The sequence below is a fragment of the Pseudoalteromonas sp. 120-MNA-CIBAN-0494 genome, assembly GCF_040308885.1.
GTDB lineage: Bacteria > Pseudomonadota > Gammaproteobacteria > Enterobacterales > Alteromonadaceae > Pseudoalteromonas > Pseudoalteromonas nigrifaciens.
This window is the reverse complement of record NZ_JBEOOE010000032.1, coordinates 17316-37263: the sequence shown is the minus strand read 5'-3', so window position 1 is coordinate 37263 and position 19948 is coordinate 17316. Positions and strand designations below refer to the sequence as shown.

The following is a 19948-nucleotide window of genomic DNA, read 5'->3' as shown; positions in this document are numbered from 1 at the left end:
ACGGGTAACTTGAACAGACTACTGATTACAGCTTTCTTTTCAAATTACATTATAAATGGTGCCGACTAACCGAGTCGGCGGGTAACTTGAACAGACTACTGATTACAGCTTCCCTTATTCAAATTACATTATAAATGGTGCCGACTAACCGAGTCGAACGGTTGACCTACTGATTACAAGTCAGTTGCTCTACCAGCTGAGCTAAGTCGGCACACAAAACTGTGTGCTAAGGCACGCATAATACTGTTTAATATCTTTGATTTCAAACACTATTATTTAATAATGGTGCCCAGACGCGGAATCGAACCACGGACACGAGGATTTTCAATCCTCTGCTCTACCGACTGAGCTATCTGGGCAATACTCGGTTTTAATAAAACCCTTCAAAAGGATTTTCAATACAATTCCCACTGAGCTCTACCGACTGAGCTATCTGGGCGTGCGGCGTATTAAACGAGTTTTGCTGTTACAAGTCAACTTTTTTTTCATTCTTTATAACTGTTTGCACGGTTTTTATGCAACTCGGGTCTTTTTTAATTAACACTGCTCATTTATACTACAAACAAGTGAAAAGTAGCACCATAATTTTAATCTAAACTATGCTAAAGTTGCGGCGAGTTATTTTTACTTGTTTTGTTTATCCCAAAGTACGGTAAAGGCTTACCGTGTTATTAATATACCAATTAGGAAAAATCCATGCAGAGTAAGTTCTCTTCAGTGATAAAAGGTTTGTTACCTCTTTTTTTATTAAGTAATATAATTATAACCACACTGTTTATAATTGCCATCTCACTTTATTCTCAAAGTGAGATGGATACTAAAAAAAGTACACCGCTTATTGACATCACTTCACTGGCTAACAAGCTAGAAGCTCCTCTAATCGACGCTTTAACTATATACGGACAAGGTAAAGTACAAGAGCTGCTTGAGCTTACCTCTGTATTTAGTGACAACTTTGAATACACGCTATATCGCTTTAGCGCTACATCACAAACGGAGCTGGTATATAGTACTAACAAACCTGCAATTGCTGCTATTAAACTTAACGAGCATTTAGTTGATCAAGGTATTTTACATAAAGTTTTAACGCTTAACGATCAACCTATTGGCGAGCTTATTTTAAAACAAAAAAAATCCCCTCCCACTTTAACTAAACAAACGTCATTATTGAGCGCCTATTTTATGGCTTGTATAGCGGTTATTACATTATTTGTATTAGCATTGCTATTAAACCAATATATTAATAACCGTTTACGTAAGAGTACGGGCTTGCTTAGCGAAGAATTACAGGCTGTAACTGATAGCAGTAATTTTAACAGCACTGTAAATGAACAGTTAGGTAATGGCTTAAATGTGATTGCACTAAATATTAATTTTTTATTGAAAAAAGTACAAGCAGCTTTATCTGAGAATGAAAAAACTCGAAAAGAATTACAAAAACTGCAAAACAATCTTGAAATTGAAGTGCAAACTCGAACCCTTGCACTTGAAAAAGAAACTTTAAATGCGCAAAAAGCAAGTGAAGCTAAAACCACCTTTTTAGCAACTATGAGTCATGAAATTAGAACCCCTATGAATGGCGTTATAGGGACTATAGATTTACTGCGCCAAACAAATTTAGACGGTTCACAATATCGTCTTAGTACCATTATTCGTGAATCGGCTTTTTCTTTACTGAGTATTTTGGACGACATTTTAGATTTTTCTAAAATTGAAGCAGGCAAACTAAATATTGACCCTATCCCGTTTTCTGTAACCGATACGATTGAAGAAGTGGTGCGCGTGCTTTCTTCTATAGCTAAACACCGCGATCTAGATTTAAACTTATCAATTGCTCCTGATATCCCTATTAATCTTATTGGTGATAACACTCGAGTACGCCAGATACTATATAACCTATGCAGCAATGCGATTAAGTTTACCAGTACGAGTGAATCGCATAAGGGGCAAGTTAATATCTCTGTAGAGGTGGCTCACAACACAGCAGAACACTTCACTTTACGTTTTTGTGTAACCGATAATGGTAAAGGCATGAGCCAAGCGCAATTAAGAGAAATATTTAATCCGTTTATTCAAGCGGAAAGCTCAATAACCAGAGAATACGGTGGAACCGGCCTTGGCTTGTCAATTTGTAAAAGTTTAACCGAGTTAATGCTGGGTACTATATCGGTTAATAGTAATATTGGCATAGGCAGTGAATTCATCGTGGAGCTGCCATTTAGTACTTCGGGTAAAATTAAGTTCGCACATAAAAATAGTTTAGATGGCAGGCATATTGTTGTAGTGAGTAATAATGTTGACCGTGAAAAAGTAATCTATCGTTATTTATCATTTATGGGCGCCAAAATAACTTATGTGCACAACGAGCAAGAAATTGAGTCTCTGCACGACGCTAAAGATATCATTTGGGTTGTTGATGGCATTGATGATATGGACAGCATAAATGCATTTTTAAGGCGTTTACTTTACTCTTTAGAGGATAATAATCAGCAGGTTGTCGTTTTAAGCAAGCTAGATGATGCAGCTATTAATCATAAAAATATTTTTTATATTAACGCAACGCCATTATGTAAGTCTAACTTTATGCTATCAATACTTGTAGCTGCAGGTTTACATCAGCCTAAGCACATTAAAAAAACCATAGCATACGACAACTATTTAACTACAGAGCAAGCTTTAGCCGCTAACAAGCTTATTTTACTAGTTGAAGACAACCTTTTGAATCAGCAAGTTATAACTGATCAACTGCACATCTTAGGTTACGGTGTTGAAGTAGCTAATAACGGTGAGGAAGGGATTAATATGTGGCGAAAAGGTAACTATTCGCTCATTTTAACCGATTTACATATGCCGATAATGTCGGGCTACGATATGGTCGAAAAAATCCGCAATGAGGCCGAAATGCTAGGTTCGGTTATTTCACAGCCTTATATAATTGCCGTGACAGCCAACTCTTTAAAAGGTGAAAAAGAACGCTGTTTAGCTGTTGGTATTAACGACTTTATTACTAAGCCTGTTGAGCTTAACGTTTTAGAAAGTACACTAATACGCTGGAATGAAAAAAGTAATCACAAGAGCATAGACATACCACATCAAAAGCCAGCAATGCCAATAGATATGGATTCAGTAGCTAAATACATTAATGGCGATGACGCGAAGAAAATACGTTTCTTTAAAATGTATTTAGAGCAGAGCCAAGAGCTAATAAAGTCGATTAACTTTGGTGTTATGCAAAGCAACGTTAATGAGATTCTTGAGGGGTGTCATCAATTAAAGTCTATATCTAAAACCATTGGGGCGCATCGCGTCGCTGAACTGGCCGTCGTGTTTGAAGAGCAATGTAAAACAGATGAACTAAACAGCGATAAGTTAATTGATTTAAGAGATCAATTAGAAATTGAATATTCTAAAGCTGCTCAATTTTTAAAAGAGCAAATTAAAAGTGCCGAGCAGCAAGAACAACCGAGTTAATTAATTTAGGTATAAAAAAAGGGCTATTTAGCCCTTTTTTTATTCCACATAACAATTACTTTTCTGGTGGTTTGTAGCCTTCAATTTCTACTTCTTTGTTTTCAAACAAAAAACCAACCATTTGCTGCTCTAAAAAGCTACGATGCTCTGGGTCCATCATATTTAAATGCTTTTCGTTAATCAGCATTGTTTGCTTGTGCTGCCACTGCGCCCAAGCCTCTTTAGAGATATTGTTAAAGATTTTTTCGCCTATTTCGCCAGGATATAATTGAAATCCAAGCCCTTCAGCTTCTTTTTGTAACTTTTGACAAAATACTGTACGTGCCATAATTAATTCTCTTTAGCGATAGTTATAAACAAGTCTAACCTATTGGTGCAATTTGTTTAACCAACTTTTTAGTTGGTGCTGCTAAACCCACCTCAATTGACTGATCTAGTGGGTACCAAACTAATTGTCGGTCGTTAATTACATCTGGAATTTGTACTACATTTAGCACATGTGGATTAATAGTAAGTTCAAAGTGCGAAAATATATGGGTAAAGGGTTCAAGCGCCACTAAGTCAGCTGTTAGCCCTTGCTGCGCTATAAACACCTCTAGTTCGCTCAATTCATAAAACTCAAAAAAGCCAAACAACCCGCCCCATATTCCTGAGTTAGGCCGTTTTTCCATGAGCACTTTATCATCATGTTTAATAATTAACTGATGGCAGCTTTTTTTCGGCACTGCTTTTTTAGGTTTTGAGTGTGGGAATGTTTTTACCTGCTGCGTTTTAAATGCACCACAGCGGCTACTTAACGGACATGCAGGGCAGTCAAAACGACTACGCGAACATAAGCTCGAGCCTAAATCCATCATAGCTTGATTAAACTCGGTTACGTTATTTTTAGGCGTTAGCTGCTCGCTCAAATGCCAAAGTTGGCTTTCGACTTTTTTAACACCATACCAGCCTTCAACCATAAAAAAACGGGCTAATACTCGCTTAACATTACCATCGAGTATGGGGTGATGCTGCCCAAGTGAAAGTGATAACACTGCACCGGCTGTAGAGCGCCCTATTCCGGGTAAATCAATAACCTCTTCAAGCGTTGTAGGAAACTGCCCCTGATACTTGTCACGAACTATTTTAGCTGTTTTATGTAAGTTACGTGCCCTTGCGTAATACCCTAAACCAGTCCAGTGATGCAGCACCTGATCTTCATCGGCGTTAGCTAAAGCAATAATATCGGGAAAGCTTTGCATAAACCTTTCAAAATAAGGGATAACGGTCACTACTTGAGTTTGTTGTAACATCACTTCAGACACCCATACTTTATAGGGTGTTTTTGTTAACTGCCACGGCAGCGTTTTTCTACCATGAAGATGATACCAATCAACCACTTGGTTAGAAAACCAATCAGACTGCTGTTTATTTAAATCCAAAATAGTTTACTTTTTACGTATGCTCAATGGCGGCTCAGTTTATTGCAGTTAGTGAAAAGATCAAGCTATAGCGCCTCTATACACCTAGTAAAATCAGCTAGAGCTTGTTATCCATGGCTTGGTCAGGGATAATACGCAACCATTTTTTAAACCAGTTATTTTTGTCAGGCCAATAATATGAGTGAATCAAGTAACACTAATCTTGAGCAAGCAAAGCAAGAAGGTAAGTATATCCGCACTATTCGTAGTTTTGTAAAGCGCGAAGGTCGTTTAACCAAAGGCCAAGCTGCCGCTATCGAAAAATGCTGGCCAATAATGGGCTTAGAGCATAAAAATGGCATGCTTGATTTAAGCGAAGTTTTTGGCAATAACAATGATGTAGTGCTAGAAATTGGTTTTGGTATGGGCAAATCACTGGTTGAAATGGCAAAAAATGCCCCGCATTTAAACTTTATTGGCATAGAAGTACACCGCCCAGGCGTTGGTGCTTGTTTAATGGATGCTGATGAAGCGGGTATTACTAATCTGCGTATTTTTGAACACGATGCGGTTGAAGTTTTAGCCGATTGTATAGCAGATGAAAGTTTAACAACCTTACAATTGTTTTTCCCTGATCCTTGGCATAAAAAGCGTCACCATAAACGCCGTATTGTACAAGGCGAGTTTGTTGAAAAATTACGTTCACAGTTAAAAATGGGCGGTGTTTTTCATATGGCTACCGACTGGGAAAATTATGCTGAGCATATGCTTGAAGTAATGCAAGTTGCGCCTGGCTTTAAAAACCAGTCAGCAACAAACGACTACGTACCACGCCCTGATTTACGCCCGTTAACCAAGTTTGAGCAACGCGGCCATCGTTTAGGTCATGGTGTGTGGGACTTAATGTTTGAACGCACTAAGTAATCTGTATTTCGGATAATAAATACCTTAACCAACATTTAGGTTAAGTACATAACTCTGTAAATTATATAATCTGTAAGGTAAAGCCATTTATGAGCGTATTAACCAATCCAAGCCTACTGTTACTTCGCAATAGCGAAAAGTTAGTTGGGAAATCTATATTGGTGGTCAACTTTGTTCAAGATGGCTTTTTAGCCGAGCTTAAAAAGCGCAACCCTGAGAGTAAAATAACCGCCTTTAGCTACAATCATGCTAATGGCGAATTTGCCAAAAACACACCCGGCGTTGATGTATGTGTAAACCACTGTATTAGCGGTAACGACTTTGATTTAGTGATTCTTTACTATCCAAAATCAAAACCTGAAGTTCTTATGGCGCTTGATAATATACGCGCAGTAATTACAGCAGATGCTGAGTTACTGGTGGTTGGCGAAAATAAGAGTGGTGTTAAATCAATAGAAAAACAGCTTACTGATAAAGCTAATTTTAGTAATAAAATAGACTCAGCAAAGCACTGTGTTTTATATTCATTTGCAGAGCTTAAACAACTTAGTCAGTTTAATATTAGCGATTATCATAAGCCATTTACGGTCAGTGTGGCCGATAGCGAATTTACCGCTATCAGTATTCCTGGGGTATTTAATCACGGTAATTTAGATGTTGGCACTAAAATATTGCTTGAAAACGCTCCGTTTATTAAGCAAGGTACTGTGCTCGATTTTGGTTGTGGCGCTGGCTTAATTGCAACTTATTTAGGGCTGCAAAATCCGGCATTGAGCTTTGTTTGTAGTGATGTGAGCGCTTTGGCAATCTATGCAACAACGCAAACCCTTAAGCTTAATAACATTAAAGGCGAAGCCCTCTTAAGTGATGGACTTACTAACATTACAGGTAAGTTCGATCTTATTATTAGTAACCCACCTTTTCATACCGGTATTGCAACCGACTACACAGTGGCTGAAACCTTTTTAGCCAATGCTAAACAGCACCTAACTAAAGCAGGTAAGTTGAATATTGTTGCTAATAGCTTTTTAAAATACCCGCCAATTTTAGAAGCACAATTTGATAACTATCACACCGTGTTTAAAAATAATAAGTTTGCCGTTTACAGCAGTTAATAATGCTCATGTTTGAGCACCTCACGTGCTCAAACTTATTTATAAAATTAATTACCCTCCTGAATTTTTACCGCTTAGCAATAATAGTCAAAATATTGAGGGGAGTAGTAAAATCAAGTATTTGACCTTTTTATAACAAATAAATAAGGATAAGGTACGAGAACTATTTCAAGCCGTCTATCTGCTGGCAAACCTGTTAAGTAATATCCAAGTAAACTCTGAGCGTAAAACAGCTTTTATAGTCAAAGTAAAAACGACACTCACCAACAACACCACAGCTTAAACAACGTACTGATTAATTATAAGCATGCTCTTGAATTTTAACTTTATGACCTCATTAATAGAGCATTCGTTATTCAACTATATTATTTAGTGAATTAACTGCTTAAAGTTAAATATTTTCTGAACTTTAATGCTTTTAAGATATCACATAGATTGATGAAAGGTTGGAAAGTGATATAATTTCGTTTTGAATTAGTCTGATTATTTTAAGTATCTTTACCTGATTGATGGATGTATCAATTACTAAAGGGAAATGGCTTTGACTTTAATAATTCAAAATATGCATCCAATTTTGAAGATCAATTAAACAGTAGCTTTACTCTATACCTTTTAAGTAGGCTGTGCGGATCCTGCTGTTTTTCTCTAATTGTTTTTACTTGTTAACAATTAGATATAATCCTATACTCTTTTAGTAATCGGTTTATAAAACTATACCGGTTTTTTTTATAAATAAAACACACCAAAAGGTTAATTAAAAATGCAAACGCCAGTCATTCTGATAGTAGAGGATGAAGACGTAACTAGACTAAACCTCGTTAGTTTATTTGAAGCTGAAGGTTACAAAGTTATTGAAGCCATTGATGGCGATGACATGCATGATAAGCTTACAAATAATGACGACGTCAATCTTGTAGTTATGGATATCAATCTACCGGGTAAAAACGGGCTAATTTTAGCACGTGAGTTACGCCAAAAACGCAAAGTCGGTCTTATTTTCTTAACAGGCCGTGACAATGATGTAGATCGTATTTTAGGCCTAGAAATTGGTGCTGATGACTATATTACTAAACCGTTTAATCCTCGCGAATTAACTATTCGTGCGCGTAATTTAATTACTCGTACTGCCCTAGGTGGTGAAGAGTCTGCACTTGAAACAAATGGTGTAATTACGTTTAACGGTTGGGAACTTGACGAAAACAGTCGCTGTCTTACTTCTCCAGGTGGAGACGCAAAACGTCTACCTAAAGGCGAATACAGAGCACTGCGTTTAATGCTTGACTCTCCAGGTCGTATTTTTAGCCGTGAGCAATTAATTAAACACATGACTGGCCGTGAGCTACGTGCAAACGATAGAACAGTTGATGTTACAATTCGTCGTATTCGTAAGCACTTTGAAAGCGACAACTCAACAACTGAGTTGATCAGCACCATTCATGGTGAAGGTTATCGCTTCATTGGTAAAATCGACAGCTAATTAGTTACTCTAATTGCTGTAAGAATAAATGAAGGGCATGCTGTCCTTCATTTATTTTGTCTGCTAAAATATCTAACCACTGCTTTAACACCTCGTCAGATTCATCCAGCGCACCATACTCCATTACTTTTGCATGCAATTGCACATCATTTAAGCCTACAGATCCCGCAGCACCTTTAAGCTTATGTGCAACTGATTTATATTCTTCTCTGTCGCCTGAGTTTAACGAGGTAAGTAACTCTTGCTGATATTGGGGATTGAGTTTTTCAAATAACTGACTACTGCGTTTAAACACCACCAAACCCATTGAGTTTACAAAGTCTTCTATAGTTTCAACATCAAGTAAATGTGCATTAATGTCAGCAAGCGCTGCTGCACTTACTTTTAATTGTGGCTCATTACTTCTTGTTTGTTTTATACCAAATAAATCAGCCAATATTTTATCTAGTTTTACCGTATTGATAGGCTTAGCGAGCGCTCCTTGGATTGAAATCCCCTCTAGCTCTTGCTCTGCACTGCGCACATTTGCGGTAAGCGCTACAATAGGTAGTTTATCAAAATGGCTATCGGCTCTTATTTGCCTTGCTACTTCATCACCGTTTATATCGGGTAACTGCATATCAAGTAAGATCAAATCTAAATCGTCTTCAGTTTCTACAAAAGACAATGCATCTTCGCCGGTCTCAGCCCAAATAACTTCATGACCACGCTGTTCAAGTAAGTTAGTCGCAATTTCGGCATTTAACGGCACATCTTCTACTAACAGTATATTTAAGCTGCGTCCTACATAACTATTCTCAGTGGGTGCGCTACATAAAATTAGCGGTATTTCTACTATAAAGCAGCTCCCCTCGCCTTCGGTACTATTAACCGAAATAATCCCCTGCATTGCATCAACTAAGGCTTTGGTTACTGCTAAGCCAATGCCAGAACCAATAGCATTGGTGCCTTTAAGATCTGGCGCTTTATAATACATATCAAAAATACGAGAGAGCTGTTCGGCTGGTATGCCTTCTCCGGTGTCTGATATTTTCATGGTAAGCCAAGGGCCATCATCTCGATTTTCACGAATACAGGTAAGGGTTACACTGCCCTTATGAGTAAATTTAACCGCATTATTTATTAAGTTCCAAACAACTTGGCGAAGTCGGGTTGGATCTAGTTGCGCATAAATATCTAGCATGCCTAAGCGTTTAATATCAAAAGAAAGATCTTTTTGTTCAGCAATTAGGCCTGCAAAGTTAACCACATCATTAATAAAGTCAGATACGTTTATAGCATTAGTTGCAATATCTAACTGCTCTCTGTCTATTTTGTCTAAATCTATAATGTCGTTAAATATATTACCTAGTGTTTCGGCACTCGAAAACACCGTATTACACCAACTACGCTGCTGTTTATTAAGCTCTGTATCAAGCAACATACGTGTTAAACCAACAATGCCATTAAGTGGTGTACGCAACTCATGGCTCAAAGTGGCAATAAATTTACCTTTATCTTTGTAGGCTGTTTCAAGTGCTTCTGCAGCCTCTTTACGACTCGTAATATCACGGCCAAATGCAAGTAAACCTATGTACTCACCTTTATCGTTAATAAATGGCAATTTACGTAATTCAAACCAACGCGTTTCGCCGCCCACATCGTATTGAACATCTATAGTTAATGCTTGATGAGTTTGCTCTACCTGTTTATCGGTTTTTAAAACTTCAGATAAAAATTGATTAGGAAATATTTGTTCAGCACTCTTACCGATTAATTCGTCACTGGTTTTACCCATTACTTCTTCAAACATTTTATTACAGCCAGCAAACACACCGTTGTTGTCGCGGTAATAAAATAAATCGGGGGAGGAGTCTACTATTGAGCGCTGTAGCATACTTTGCTGGGCAAGCTCTTGTTGTGTCTTTTTACGCTCAGCAATTTCTTTTCTTAGCTCTTCTATTGCCCGGTGCTTGGCATGAAACGCCATTTTACGCTCATCAATTTCTACATTTAAGCGATTTATATTATCTTTTAATGTTTGATTGAGTAGCTTTTCTTGTTTTGTCGCACTGTCTAAATATGCATAGGAGGCATCTAGTTGCCTGATTGAATTTATTAGCACGCTTATAACCAGAGGCGATACCACAGAGGTAAAAAATACCACTGCTAATATATCAACAAGATTAACTTCTCCAACGGCAACATAATAAAACATACTTGATAAAACAAGCGAAACTGCCAATAACAAAGCATAGCAAATGGCTGCAGTTTTAAACTCACCAAACCGAGTTATTAAACTAGAAAGAACTCGAGCCCAAGGGCTCAAAGAGGAATCGGTCATATATCAGTGTGTCTCTTAGCTTAATTACAAAAAGGTTTAAATTGCATGTTATGGTTAATTTTAGCATTTTCTATCAGCTATTTTCATGTTGTGCGATAAAAACTCTAATATTTATTGTTTGAATCATTAGCTGGCTACAACTCATCATTCCAGCAATAAATTATTTAGTGTAAAATGCGGCGCTTTATTATTGCTAATAACGAGTAACACACCATGCAAACTAATATGCCCGATATAGCTAACACGGCTCCCGCCTTACAAACTGGTACATTAGACTGGGTGGGAATGGGTGAAATTGAACTGCCATTTATTTTTGAGTCGCATGGCATAACGCCAGTTACTGTTAATGCTAAAGCCCGCGCTTTTGTAAACTTACACAAAGAAGATGCAAAAGGCATTCATATGTCGCGCTTATTTTTAGCGCTCGACACGCTCTCTACTGAGCAGCAAGTTAATCCTCAAACATTAGCTCAAGCGCTCGATTTTTTTATTAGTAGCCACGAAGGCTTAAGTGATAAAGCACTTATAGAATTTAAGTTTGAATTACCACTGCGCCGTAAATCGTTATTAAGCGGCAAGGCTGGCTGGAAAAGTTACCCCGTTATATTAACCAGCACAATTGAACAAGGTGTTATTAATTACGAGCTAAGTGTTGATGTAACCTATTCATCAACTTGCCCATGTTCAGCGGCACTTGCGCGTCAGCTGATACAAAATGCATTTGCCGAAAAATTCAGTCAAGAAACCCTCAGTCAAAAAGAAGCACTAGAATGGCTAGGTACTACGCAAGGTATTGTAGCCACCCCACACTCGCAGCGCTCAATTGCTAATGTAAAAGTAAAGCTCGACAGTAATATTACTCAATTTGACGTAGTTAATTTAATTAACACGATTGAAGATGAATTAAAAACGCCAGTACAAGCGGCAGTGAAACGTGAAGATGAACAAGAGTTTGCCCGCCTAAATGGTCAAAATTTAATGTTTTGTGAAGATGCTGCTCGTAAAATTAAAGCGCTACTAGAAACACAGCAATACAGTGATTACTGGTTACAAATAAATCATTACGAATCGCTGCATGCGCACGACGCACTCGCTATTGCAGTTAAAGGCGTTGCTGGCGGTTATAGAGCTTAAGTTCTTATTTTGCAGTGTTCAATATCCATACGGGAACATACTACTTAACTAACTAATTTAGGCACGTTAATTGCTTTACTTAAGCAGTGTCAATTTGTTGTTATGGAGTTACCGTATGGAATTCGCTTTATTATCAATTTTAGTATTAGTTGTTGGGGCTTCTGTTGTTGCGTCAAAGTTTAACGATGATGGCGGAAACCCTTATCCTTTTACCCGCAAGCAAAATGTATTTACTCAAGTAGAAAGTGCTTTTTTAAATTTATTAGAACGCGCAGTGGGCGATCAGTATAAAATTGTTAGTCGTGTAAAACTAATCGACGTGATTGATTGCAAACAAGGTTTATCGGCAAAGTCTAAGCGTGCAGCAATGGCTAAAGCTAAAAATAAACAGCTTGATTTTGTGCTAGTCGATAAAGAAAAAATGACCATAGTGGCAGCCGTAGACTTAGTAAACAATGCCAATAAAGATGGCCATAAAGCACAACGCGACTGGTTTGTTAATGGCGCATTAGAGGCCGCTGGCATCCCGCATATTCGTATGAAAGTAAAATCAGGCTATCGCCCAAGTGAAGTACGCGACGCTATTATGTTTAAACTCGGCAAACCTGCGGCTACGCAAACAGCTCGCCCTATTCGTACCCGAGTTCAAAAACCAGCGGTGCTATCACCCTCTCAAGCTAAAGCGCACTCTACAGCACTAGCCGAAATTTAACGTAAATAACATAATAAAAAGCGAGCAAAGTAAAACTGCTCGCTTTTTTGTTTTTTAGCGCTAACTTCACGTATAATCAGCGCATTCAAACTCAGGAACTTAACACTATGAATGTTGGTATTATTGGCGCAATGGAGCCAGAAGTTAAAATTTTGCGCGAAGCAATGCAAAATCCACAAACTTTAACTAAAGCTGGTTTTACTTTTTATACCGGTGAATTAGCAGGTAACACAGTAACATTGGTTCAATCTGGTATTGGTAAAGTAGCATCAACTATTGCAACTACATTACTTATTGACAACTTCGCCCCTGATTGCGTAATTAACACCGGCTCTGCCGGCGGCTTTGATCCGTCATTAAATGTGGGCGATGTAGTTATTTCGTCAGAAGTTCGTCATCATGATGTTGATGTAACTGCCTTTGGTTACGAAATAGGTCAAGTACCACAAATGCCAGCAGGTTTTGCAGCACACCCTAAATTAGTGGCTGCCGCAGAGCAAACTATTGCGCAAATTAGTGACGTAAAAACCTTAGTTGGTTTAATTTGTACCGGCGACATATTTATGTGTGACCCAATACGTATTGAAAAAGCCCGTAGCGACTTTCCTACAATGCTTGCAGTAGAAATGGAAGGGGCATCAATTGCGCAAACCTGTCATACACTTAATACACCGTTTGTGGTTATTCGCTCGATGTCAGATATTGCCGGCAAAGAGTCGCCGCAGTCGTTTGAAGAATACCTAGAAACAGCATCAATCAATTCATCTAAAATGGTAGTGGCGTTACTTGAAAAGCTAACGGCAGTTTCACTGTAAATGCTCAGCAATATGGTTCAAAATCACTTGGACTTTATTGTATTTATAATGGCGCTCCTTGCTGAGCGCTTTTTACCACTTGTTAGTTGGTATCATCCTAACACCGCTTTAACGGCTATTTTTAGCGCTATTGGTAAGCGTATTTATAAAGCAGCAGAACCCAATAGCTATCAATATTTAGCCGCAGCCCTTGCCAGTACACTTATTTTAAGTGTGGTACTTATTATTATTGTATTACTACTGGAATTTGCATTTTACCCTGAATTACTCGCCGGGCTTATTTTATATTTATGCCTTGAGAGTAAAGCTATTGATAAAAAAGCACTACGTATTGCTAAGCTTACCAAACAAAATCAAAAATCTGCCGCCCGTGAGCTATTAAAGCCATTAGTAGCCCGAGATGTTACTAAACTCTCTGGTGCAGGCATAATTAAAGCCTTAATAGAGAGCCTAATATTACGTACTGCAAGATATTACTTTGTGGTGATATTTGTTTTTTTAGTACTTGGCCCTATTGCAGCGCTTGCCTATCGATTACTTACTTTAATTGAGCAGGCATGGCGCAGTAACATTAAACCCAACAGCCCTTTTTTAAAGCCGCTTAAAATTACCTTGTTTATTATTGAATTTATTCCTATGCGCTTATTGGCACTGACTATTGCAGCCAGTAAAGCGAGCAAGCTAAGCATGCATTATATAAAGCATTATGGCAGGCACTTTTATCAAACTAATACCGGGTGGCTTTTAAGCACTTGCTCTGCATCATTAGGCGTACAACTAGGCGGGCCTGCAGTGTATTTTGGCGAACGTTTTAACAAAATGCGTATTGGTACCGAACGCCTCCCTATTGCTGAGGACGTGCCGATTACTATTAATAGACTAAATCAAGCGCGGGTATTTTGGTTACTGGTCGTTGTTTGCATAGAAATACTTAAAAACATTTAGCTAAGGGCGAGTTACACACCTATTATTAAAAATACAAAAAATATAAGCACAAAAAAACCAGCCGTGGCTGGTTTTTAGCGTTTTACCGTTTAGCTTTACGCTACAGTAATATTTGCAAACTTACGCTTACCTACTTGGTAAATAGCCGTACTGCCTTTTGCTATTTCAAGTTTAGTGTCTGTAATTTTATCTTCGCCGTTGAGCTTAACTGCACCTTGCTTAATCATGCGCATTGCTTCTGATGTACTAGCAACTAAGTTAGCTTCTTTAAGCAAGTTAGCAATTAAAATGCTGTCTTGCTCAATGGTTACTGTTAGTTCAGGTATTTCATCCGGCAGAGCTTTTTTCTGAAAGCGCTGAATAAAGTCATCATGAGCTGCTTGTGCATCGGCTTCACTATGAAAGCGCGCAATAAGCTCTTTTGCTAACTCAATTTTAATATCACGAGGATTTGTACCTTGCTCTACACGCTCTTTTTGCGCGTTAATACCAGCAATCGACAGCCCGCTTAATAAGTCGTAGTAACGCCACATTAGCACATCACTAATCGACATTATTTTACCAAACATATCGTTAGGCGCATCGGTAATACCTATATAGTTACCCAACGATTTAGACATTTTTTGCACCCCATCGGTGCCCTCTAATAACGGCGTCATTATTACTGTTTGTGGTTTTTGGCCTTCGTCTTTTTGTAGCTCACGACCCATTAGCAGGTTAAAGCGCTGATCAGTACCACCGAGCTCTACATCAGCCTCAAGTGCAACCGAATCCCAACCTTGCACTAACGGATATAAAAACTCATGAATAGCAATAGACTGGCCACTAGCGTAACGCTTTTTAAAATCATCACGCTCTAACATACGCGCAACGGTTTGGCGTGCTGCAAGTTTGATCATTCCAGCTGCGCCTAAATTTTCCATCCAGGTAGAATTAAATGCGACCGTGGTTTTTGCAGGATCAAGAATTTTAAATACTTGCTCTTTATAAGTCTCAGCATTAGCAAGCACGTCTTCGCGAGTAAGCGGCTTACGCGTTACGTTTTTACCTGTTGGGTCGCCAATCATACCGGTAAAGTCACCAATTAAAAATACAACCTCATGACCTAAGTCCTGAAAGGTTTTCATTTTATTAATAAGTACCGTGTGACCTAAGTGTAAATCAGGCGCGGTTGGATCAAAGCCCGCTTTAATTTTTAGTTTTTTTCCAGATTTTAATTTTTCAACTAACTCATCTTCAATTAATATCTCTTCTGTACCGCGTTTTATCTCTGCAAGAGCGGTTTGTAAATCCACTGTGTGTTACTCCAAAAAATTCTGTTAACGAAGGGGTTAATTATTAATATGCTCGCGGCTTATTACTAGATAAGTAGCACTTTTAGAGTCAATAAACCTATGTAACTAAGATAGCAAATTATTACCTAATTAAAACAACTTTTTAAACGATAGCGTCACTAAATAAGGCAAAGCGGCATAAGTTGCATAAACGAGTAAAGATAACTGTTTGCAACACTTTAAAAACAGCACAAACAGCTGCAGCTTTGGTTTTTAAATTACTAACGTGATGATGCATCATTGTTTTATTATTTTGCTCAAAAATACCGCGGTTTAGCCCTAGTTCTAGATTAATAAAACACCTAGATCATAAGCTGCTTTAATACTAAGATGCCTATAAGCCCTGTGATTTTAGCTTAATTTAGCATTAGTTTAAATCTACAAAATACTAGTATTCGTACATTATTCGTTATATCCTGCAAGATAATCTATTAATTTTCTTGACAGCAGAAAAAGGCACGTTATGGTTCACGTGGTTCACACGCTCCCCAAAAAACACAAATTGCTTATTTTAGGCTTAGTTTCTGCTATTGCTGGCTTAGCTTTTCTCCCTTCTGAAAAAGCCACTGCATCCAAAGACAATAGTGAAAACACGCTAGAAATTGGCAAGCGCTATGAGTTACAAGTTAAAGTTGATGACAACGAAAAATTAACTGCGTTAAACTCAGAGCAAGCAGCAGACAAGCTGCCAGAATACGACTTTGTTGATCACCAAGTAAAAAATGGAGATAACTTAGCTATTATTTTTAAACGTGCTGGCTTTTCAGCTCAAACGTTACATAAATTAATTAACACTAACGCAGAAACTCGCAAACTTACTAAAATTCACCCGGGTGAAACACTAAGTTTTGCCACTGCAAAAGATGGCGATTTAGCACAGCTGCGTTACGTTATTTCAAAAACAGACACTTTATTTGTTACCTTAAACGATGAAGGGCAATACGACACTTCAATCGATAGTAAAGAAATAGAAACACTAACTAAAACAGTAGGCGGCGAAATTTCTAGTAGCTTTTGGACTTCAGCAATAGCTGCAGGTTTAAGCGAGCGCCAAATAATGAACTTTGCCGATATATTTGGTTGGGATGTAGATTTTGCTAACGATATTCGCAAAGGCGATGGGTTTGGTTTAATTTATGAATCTCACTATGTAGATGGTGAGTTTATTGGTACTGGTAAAATTATTGCTGCGGAATTTGTTAACCAAGGCCAGCGCTATGCTGCAATTCGCCACACTGACGGTAGTTTTTATACTCCTGAAGGGCGCAGCATGAAAAAAGCATTTTTACGTGCACCAGTTAGTTTTAAATATATAAGCTCAAGCTTTAACCCGCGACGTTTGCACCCAGTAACGGGGCAAGTTAGAGCGCATCGCGGTATAGACTTTGCGGCGCGCACTGGCACGCCGGTAGTTGCCTCAGGTAATGGTAAAGTTATTAAATCGGGTTACAGTAAATATAATGGTAACTATGTATTTATTAGCCATGGCACACAGTACGTAACTAAGTACTTGCACCTTAATAAACGCCTAGTAAAAACAGGGCAAAAAATTAAGCAAGGTGAGCAACTCGGTACTGTTGGCTCTACTGGTCGTGTGACCGGTGCCCACTTACACTATGAATTTTTAGTTAATGGTGTTCATCGTAATCCTAAAACCGTTAAATTGCCTAAGTCAGAGCCGCTGCCACGTGCAGAGCTTGCCAAGTTTAAGCCTATTGCTGATAACTTTATTGCCCAGTTAGAGCGCAACCGCGAACTACAGTTAGCACTTAAGTAACATTAAATCATTATTAAAAAAGCCTTTGCTAGGTAACTTGCAAAGGCTTTTTTGTACCTATAATTTTTTTGCCTATGAATAATAGACTGACACACTAATTCATTAATACATAAATTAGCTGTACCACTAACGATACCATTACCAGTGGCCATATATACTTACTGTATTTTTTAGCGCCATCTAAGCCTATTTTACTTTGATACTTTTCTAATAACGGAATTAATATTAACAATGCGACAAACAAGCTAATTAAAATAACGAATATATTCATAGTAATACCTTAAGTGGGGGTCTAAATTAGGGTAACTCGTGCCCTTTGGCGCTGACATATAATGCATACCAATGCTCTCGGGTTAATTCTATATTTACAGCGCTGCACGATGCAGCCAGTCGCTTAGCATTAGTTGTGCCTATTACCGGTTGAATTAATGCCGGATGGCGCAGTAACCAAGCCAATACAATAGCCTCGGCAGACGTGCTATAAAGTGCTGCTAACTTATTAACTAATATAGCGGTATTAATATCTGCAGGTGATGCATTTTGCAGCTGTTTTCCTGAATATAATCCTTGGCATAAGCTACCCCAGCTTTGAATTTGTATTTCCTGCTCGGTGCAATATTCTATAAAGCCGGGAGTAAAGTTAATGTCTTTGCCATCGCGGTTACCGACATATACCCCCTCATCAACCCAGGCTGATTGCTTTAAGCTTGCTTCAATTTGGTTGGCAACTATGGGCATATCAAGGGCTGTTTGTAAAAACTGTATTTGTTGCTGCGACATATTAGACACCGCAAAATGACGTACTTTGCCACTTTCTTTTAAGCGACTAAATACCTGAGCTACTTCTTCAACTTGTATCAAAGGGTCGGGTCTGTGCAGCATAAGTACATCTAAATAATCAGTATTTAACCGCTTAAGAGAGCCCTCTACTGATTGCTCAATCCATTGCTTTGATAAGTCGTAGCGCTTTGGCCCTTGCTCATCGGCAAAACGAATTCCGCACTTTGACTGGATATAAATTTGCTCTCTCAGCTCTGGGCGCTGCTTAAGGACTTGGCCAAACACCTGCTCAGCTTTACCAAATGTATAAATATCGGCGTGATCAAAAAAATTAATGCCACCGGCTATTGCTGTATCTATACAAACATGTGCCTGCTGGGTATGAGTATTAGTTAAGGGGTCTTTATTCCAGCCTCCCCCAAGTCCCATACAACCAAATATGAGCTTGCTAACATTAGGTAAATATTTTGCCAAAGGAGTGTCATGCATGCCGGCTATCCTTAATTAATTACAAGTAGCTTACTGTAACAAAAACAGTCAATAAATTAAGCATAAAAAAAAGCGCAGTAAACTGCGCTAATCGGTTGGATTTTAAAATTGATGTTAGCCAACAAGTGCTAATAAAATACCTGCTGCAACTGCACTGCCTAGTACTCCGGCAACATTTGGCCCCATTGCATGCATAAGTAAAAAGTTATGTGGATTGCTCTCAAGGCCTACTTTATTTACTACGCGCGCCGCCATGGGTACAGCCGATACTCCCGCAGCACCAATTAATGGATTAATCGGCGTTTTAGATATTTTATTTAACCCTTTAGCCATAAATACGCCCGAGGCTGTACCTATAGCAAAAGCCAGTGCGCCAAGCACTAAAATACCAATCGTCTCAACAGTTAAAAACTTATCTGCAGCAAGCTTTGAGCCTACAGCTAAACCTAAAAATATAGTTGTAACATTGATGATTTCGTTTTGAGCACTGTTACTTAATCTATCAACAACACCCGACTCTCGCATTAAGTTACCTAAACAAAACATACCAACCAGAGGTATCGCCGCAGGTAAAAACATTGCTGTTAAGCTAAGTACCATTAACGGAAAAATAATTTTCTCTTTTTTAGATACTTTACGCAGCTCTGGCATTTTTATTTGGCGCTCTTCAACCGTGGTTAATGCGCGCATAATTGGCGGCTGAATAATTGGCACTAATGCCATATACGAATAAGCAGCTACCGCAATCGCACCTAACAAGTCGGGTGCCAGTTTAGAGGCTAAAAATATAGCGGTTGGGCCATCAGCTCCACCAATTATCGCAATAGCCGACGCATCTTGCAGGCTAAATTCAAAACCAGGTACATAGTTAAGTAAAATAGCGCCAAACAAAGTCGCAAAAATACCAAACTGTGCAGCTGCACCTAATAGCAACATACGAGGGTTAGCAATTAGCGCACTAAAATCAGTTAACGCGCCTACTCCCATAAATATTAATAGTGGAAAAATACCGGTATCAATACCTACATAATACACATAATGCAGTAAGCCGCCGGGGTCGGATAAACCTGCCACCGGAATATTAGTTAATATTGCACCAAAGCCGATAGGTAATAATAATAGGGGCTCAAATTTTTTGGCTATTGCCAAAAACAATAATAAACAGCCTACCGCAATCATAATCAACGCTGGAAATGTAAAGTTAGCAATGCCTGTGGCATGCCAGAGGTTTAAAATACCATCCATCCTCTAT

General features: G+C 38.5%; 16 protein-coding genes and 2 tRNA genes. 9 read left to right on the top strand and 9 right to left on the bottom strand.

Features of this window, described 5'->3' with window-relative positions; all coding sequences use genetic code 11:
- Positions 1-135: 135 nt before the first annotated feature.
- Together AAEY55_RS15290 and AAEY55_RS15285 are read right to left on the bottom strand one after the other, a co-directional pair.
- Positions 136-211: transfer RNA gene (locus AAEY55_RS15290), tRNA-Thr, on the bottom strand.
- Positions 212-283: 72 nt separating this feature from the next.
- Positions 284-359 (bottom strand) — tRNA-Phe (locus AAEY55_RS15285).
- A 337-nt stretch (positions 360-696) separates the two neighbouring features.
- On the opposite strand from AAEY55_RS15285, the gene AAEY55_RS15280 reads away from it, so the two are divergent.
- On the top strand, positions 697-3471 hold the full coding sequence (locus AAEY55_RS15280; protein ID WP_350544471.1) for an ATP-binding protein: 2775 nt from the start codon (positions 697-699) through the stop codon (positions 3469-3471).
- A gap of 55 nt (positions 3472-3526) precedes the next feature.
- Here AAEY55_RS15280 and AAEY55_RS15275 read toward each other — a convergent pair whose 3' ends face one another.
- Together AAEY55_RS15275 and mutY are read right to left on the bottom strand one after the other, a co-directional pair.
- Positions 3527-3799 carry an oxidative damage protection protein gene (locus AAEY55_RS15275; protein ID WP_011327256.1) on the bottom strand — a complete coding sequence of 91 codons (273 nt, stop codon included), beginning with the start codon at positions 3797-3799 and terminating at the stop codon, positions 3527-3529.
- A gap of 34 nt (positions 3800-3833) precedes the next feature.
- On the bottom strand, positions 3834-4895 hold the full coding sequence (mutY, locus tag AAEY55_RS15270) for an A/G-specific adenine glycosylase (RefSeq protein ID WP_350552002.1): 1062 nt from the start codon (positions 4893-4895) through the stop codon (positions 3834-3836).
- A 174-nt stretch (positions 4896-5069) separates the two neighbouring features.
- On the opposite strand from mutY, the gene trmB reads away from it, so the two are divergent.
- From trmB to arcA, 3 genes are all read left to right on the top strand, one after another.
- On the top strand, positions 5070-5795 hold the full coding sequence (gene trmB / locus AAEY55_RS15265; RefSeq protein ID WP_350551999.1) for a tRNA (guanosine(46)-N7)-methyltransferase TrmB: 726 nt from the start codon (positions 5070-5072) through the stop codon (positions 5793-5795).
- 89 nt (positions 5796-5884) lie between these two features.
- Positions 5885-6910 (top strand): methyltransferase, encoded by a 1026-nt coding sequence (locus AAEY55_RS15260; RefSeq protein ID WP_179807626.1) that lies wholly within the window; start codon positions 5885-5887, stop codon positions 6908-6910.
- 760 nt (positions 6911-7670) lie between these two features.
- Positions 7671-8387 (top strand): two-component system response regulator ArcA, encoded by a 717-nt coding sequence (gene arcA / locus AAEY55_RS15255; protein ID WP_011327252.1) that lies wholly within the window; start codon positions 7671-7673, stop codon positions 8385-8387.
- Positions 8388-8391: 4 nt separating this feature from the next.
- Here the strand turns inward: arcA and arcB are convergent, their stop codons facing one another.
- Positions 8392-10710: an aerobic respiration two-component sensor histidine kinase ArcB gene (gene arcB, locus AAEY55_RS15250; RefSeq protein WP_350551996.1), complete on the bottom strand. Its 2319-nt coding sequence runs from the start codon at positions 10708-10710 to the stop codon at positions 8392-8394.
- A gap of 213 nt (positions 10711-10923) precedes the next feature.
- On the opposite strand from arcB, the gene folE2 reads away from it, so the two are divergent.
- From folE2 to AAEY55_RS15230, 4 genes are all read left to right on the top strand, one after another.
- Positions 10924-11844 (top strand): GTP cyclohydrolase FolE2, encoded by a 921-nt coding sequence (gene folE2, locus AAEY55_RS15245; protein ID WP_086993242.1) that lies wholly within the window; start codon positions 10924-10926, stop codon positions 11842-11844.
- 115 nt (positions 11845-11959) lie between these two features.
- Entirely contained in the window at positions 11960-12556 is a 597-nt protein-coding gene (locus AAEY55_RS15240) for a DUF2726 domain-containing protein (protein ID WP_011327249.1), read from the top strand.
- A gap of 107 nt (positions 12557-12663) precedes the next feature.
- Positions 12664-13371, top strand: coding sequence for a 5'-methylthioadenosine/S-adenosylhomocysteine nucleosidase (gene mtnN / locus AAEY55_RS15235; protein ID WP_011327248.1), 708 nt, complete (start codon positions 12664-12666; stop codon positions 13369-13371).
- Positions 13372-14316 (top strand): cobalamin biosynthesis protein, encoded by a 945-nt coding sequence (locus AAEY55_RS15230; RefSeq protein WP_089367778.1) that lies wholly within the window; start codon positions 13372-13374, stop codon positions 14314-14316. It abuts the gene before it with no gap.
- Positions 14317-14411: 95 nt separating this feature from the next.
- Here AAEY55_RS15230 and tyrS read toward each other — a convergent pair whose 3' ends face one another.
- Positions 14412-15611: a tyrosine--tRNA ligase gene (gene tyrS, locus AAEY55_RS15225; RefSeq protein ID WP_011327246.1), complete on the bottom strand. Its 1200-nt coding sequence runs from the start codon at positions 15609-15611 to the stop codon at positions 14412-14414.
- A 502-nt stretch (positions 15612-16113) separates the two neighbouring features.
- Here tyrS and AAEY55_RS15220 point away from each other — a divergent pair.
- Positions 16114-17427, top strand: coding sequence for a peptidoglycan DD-metalloendopeptidase family protein (locus tag AAEY55_RS15220; RefSeq protein ID WP_011327245.1), 1314 nt, complete (start codon positions 16114-16116; stop codon positions 17425-17427).
- A 94-nt stretch (positions 17428-17521) separates the two neighbouring features.
- Here the strand turns inward: AAEY55_RS15220 and AAEY55_RS15215 are convergent, their stop codons facing one another.
- From AAEY55_RS15215 to AAEY55_RS15205, 3 genes are all read right to left on the bottom strand, one after another.
- Positions 17522-17698, bottom strand: coding sequence for a hypothetical protein (locus AAEY55_RS15215; protein WP_011327244.1), 177 nt, complete (start codon positions 17696-17698; stop codon positions 17522-17524).
- A 26-nt stretch (positions 17699-17724) separates the two neighbouring features.
- Complete coding sequence (locus AAEY55_RS15210; RefSeq protein WP_089367777.1) at positions 17725-18696, bottom strand: aldo/keto reductase family oxidoreductase; 972 nt, start codon at positions 18694-18696, stop codon at positions 17725-17727.
- A 114-nt stretch (positions 18697-18810) separates the two neighbouring features.
- Entirely contained in the window at positions 18811-19941 is a 1131-nt protein-coding gene (locus tag AAEY55_RS15205; RefSeq protein ID WP_011327242.1) for a sodium ion-translocating decarboxylase subunit beta, read from the bottom strand.
- Between the last annotated feature and the right edge of the window lie 7 nt (positions 19942-19948).